Source organism: Acerihabitans sp., from assembly GCF_036398755.1.
Taxonomy (GTDB): Bacteria; Pseudomonadota; Gammaproteobacteria; order Enterobacterales; family Enterobacteriaceae; genus Acerihabitans.
Map to the genome: position 1 here is coordinate 1 of NZ_DASWOM010000130.1, position 2,359 is coordinate 2,359.

The following is a 2,359-nucleotide window of genomic DNA, read 5'->3' on the forward strand; positions in this document are numbered from 1 at the left end:
CGATGATCAAACGCTTTCAAACGGATACGGATTCTTTGGTTCTGCATGAGACCAGAGCTCCAATTATTTATAAACGTAGAAAATTACTCCTCACACCCATTTCGATTGATGGGGGAGTGTAATCGTTCAGTATTATCCCCAAATCGGGGATGTTGTGTGCTGGCTTACCACTTTCGCGACCAGCGCGGACTCAGGGAGTCGGCTTGTTTCTTATGTATATGAGACAAGCCCGCGCATTATACGTGAAATTGCTCATGAAGCAAGCGACGATACGGCAAAATAACCGGTTATCGGCGCGCATTCCAGTTCCTGGCTTACGGATTTGGCGCGCGCGCCGGTTTCAGGCAGGGTTATGCAGGCGGGATTCACCAGGGAAGCAATAGGGAGGCAATGAGGGCTATGTTTATTATCTGCCTGATGATATACGCCGTCATGATGGGCCACCTGGCCCAGCGCATCGTGGGGCGATCCACGGCTTTGCCCGGGCAGCCGATCGCGTGGCGAGCCCATACGCCTGGTTCACGCCAAGGTGCCATGGGCGGCGAGCCAATGGCGACCGGCAGGGCGCGGGCGCCCCATGTCGCGCCGGAGGCGCTTGCCCGCCTGCTATGGCGCCATCGCTACGCTATCGGCTGCGTGGCGCTGTTCTTGACGCTTTATACCCTGCTGCCGCCGCCGCGCCTGGTTCCCGGCCTGGTGTTAAGCTGGTTCTTACTGACCTTGGGCTTGATTGACTACCATACCCTGCTGTTACCCGATCGGCTGACCCTGCCCTTCCTGTTGTCGGGAATAGGCTGCGCGGCCGCGGGCGGCGCTGTCTGCCCGCCTTTTGAGGTGGGATACGCGCGCGTGTCTCTCCATGACAGCCTGCTGGGCGCGCTGTACGGTGCCGGCGGACTGTGGCTGCTGAACGGGGTGTTCGGGTGGGTGAAGGGCTATGCGGGGCTGGGCGGCGGCGATATCAAGCTGCTCGGTGGGCTGGGCGCCTGGCTGGGATGGCCGGTTTTGCCGTTACTGTGCGCGGCCGCGGCGTTAACCGGGCTGGTTTGGTGGCTATGGCGGCGCAGAGCGGACAATGAAGTGCCCTTTGGCCCCTTCCTGGCGCTGGCCGGCTGGATGATATACATCGGCCCGTAGCCGCGACGTCCCCGGTTGCCCGTAAAAATGCGGCCTGGGCACGCGTGCGGCGCGGCGGCACGAGACCGATGCGTATCGGTAACAACATGAATATCCTGCGCAGGCGTTGCTTTTATTATCATCCGGGAGCAGCCGGCCGGTTATTGCGCCGCATCTTTTAACTGTGACTGGAGATAATTTTGCAGGCCGACCAGGGTGATCAAATCCAGCTCCGTTTCCAGAAAGTCGATATGATGTTCTTCATCCGCCAGGATTTCGATCAGCAAATCGCGGGTGACATAGTCCCTGACGGTATCGGCATAAGAGATGCCTTCGCGCAGATCCTGTGCGCCCTGTAGCTCCAGGTTCAGATCTGACCGCAGCATTTCCTCGACATTCTGCCCGATGTTGAGCGTGCCCAGGTCCTGCAGGTTCGGCAGCCCTTCCAGGAAAAGAATACGCTCGATATAGCGATCGGCGTGTTTCATTTCATCAATGGATTCGTGATATTCAATGTCGTTCAGACGTATCAGCCCCCAGTTTTTAAACATACGGGCGTGCAGGAAGTACTGGTTGATGGCTACCAGCTCGTTGCCAAGCAGGGTATTGAGATGGGTGATAATTTGGTCATCGCCTTTCATAGTTCACTCCTCCGTTGCGGTAATGTACAGAATATAACCGCGTCAGAGTAAATCAAGGTAATAACCCTACTAATTATGCAATATTTTCGTACTGAACTAATTGCTGTAATTCGTCTTCCATCACCAACCGGGCCTTGCATGCGCATTTTCCGCATTTGTCCGCAACCGGCATAAAGCTCTTAAGCTCTTGAAAAGTCTTAGGTTGATGGTTTCTTACCGCCTTGCGTATGGCAGTATCGCTTACCGCATTACACAAACAAACGTACATTTCTTTTCATACTCGCTAAACCTGAACTAGGCATAATTTAAATGAGAACGAATTTCATTTCAATAGCGAAACTATTTTTGTTTTGTAAATATCGGCGGCCGGACATAACCATTTCTTTTTTCAGCAAATAAAAAAAGGACGCCGAGGCGTCCTTTTTATGCATAAACCCGAAACGTCTTATGCGATTACTTTAGCAACCACGCCGGCGCCAACGGTACGGCCGCCTTCGCGGATAGCGAAACGCAGGCCGTCGTCCATCGCGATCGGTGCAATCAGGTTAACAACCATTTTGATGTTGTCGCCTGGCATTACCATTTCCACGCCTTCCGGCAGT

At 54.4% G+C, this 2,359-nt stretch carries 5 protein-coding genes; 1 reads left to right on the forward strand and 4 read right to left on the reverse strand.

Translation table 11 applies throughout. The features are described from left to right. Positions 1–252 precede the first annotated feature (252 nt). Complete coding sequence (locus VGC33_RS21130; protein WP_331122744.1) at positions 253–510, reverse strand: hypothetical protein; 258 nt, start codon at positions 508–510, stop codon at positions 253–255. A 39-nt stretch (positions 511–549) separates the two neighbouring features. On the opposite strand from VGC33_RS21130, the gene VGC33_RS21135 reads away from it, so the two are divergent. Continuing rightward, positions 550–1,137, forward strand: a complete 588-nt coding sequence (locus tag VGC33_RS21135; RefSeq protein WP_331122745.1) for a prepilin peptidase — start codon at positions 550–552, stop codon at positions 1,135–1,137. Positions 1,138–1,277: 140 nt separating this feature from the next. Here the strand turns inward: VGC33_RS21135 and bfr are convergent, their stop codons facing one another. The 3 genes from bfr to VGC33_RS21150 form a co-directional block, all read right to left on the reverse strand. Beyond that, a complete protein-coding gene (gene bfr / locus VGC33_RS21140; protein WP_331122746.1) occupies positions 1,278–1,757 on the reverse strand; it encodes a bacterioferritin in 480 nt (159 codons plus the stop codon). 73 nt (positions 1,758–1,830) lie between these two features. Then, positions 1,831–2,025, reverse strand: coding sequence for a bacterioferritin-associated ferredoxin (gene bfd, locus VGC33_RS21145; RefSeq protein WP_331122747.1), 195 nt, complete (start codon positions 2,023–2,025; stop codon positions 1,831–1,833). A gap of 177 nt (positions 2,026–2,202) precedes the next feature. Next, on the reverse strand, positions 2,203–2,359 hold a 157-nt coding region (locus VGC33_RS21150; RefSeq protein ID WP_497505890.1), incomplete at its 5' end, for an EF-Tu C-terminal domain-related protein.

Coding starts and splice junctions, on each gene's coding strand:
- VGC33_RS21130 (WP_331122744.1), bottom strand. CDS start 510: ATGGGCTCGCCACGCGATCGGCTGCCCGGGCAAAGCCGTGGATCGCCC.
- VGC33_RS21135 (WP_331122745.1), top strand. CDS start 550: ATGGCGACCGGCAGGGCGCGGGCGCCCCATGTCGCGCCGGAGGCGCTT.
- bfr (WP_331122746.1), bottom strand. CDS start 1,757: ATGAAAGGCGATGACCAAATTATCACCCATCTCAATACCCTGCTTGGC.
- bfd (WP_331122747.1), bottom strand. CDS start 2,025: ATGTACGTTTGTTTGTGTAATGCGGTAAGCGATACTGCCATACGCAAG.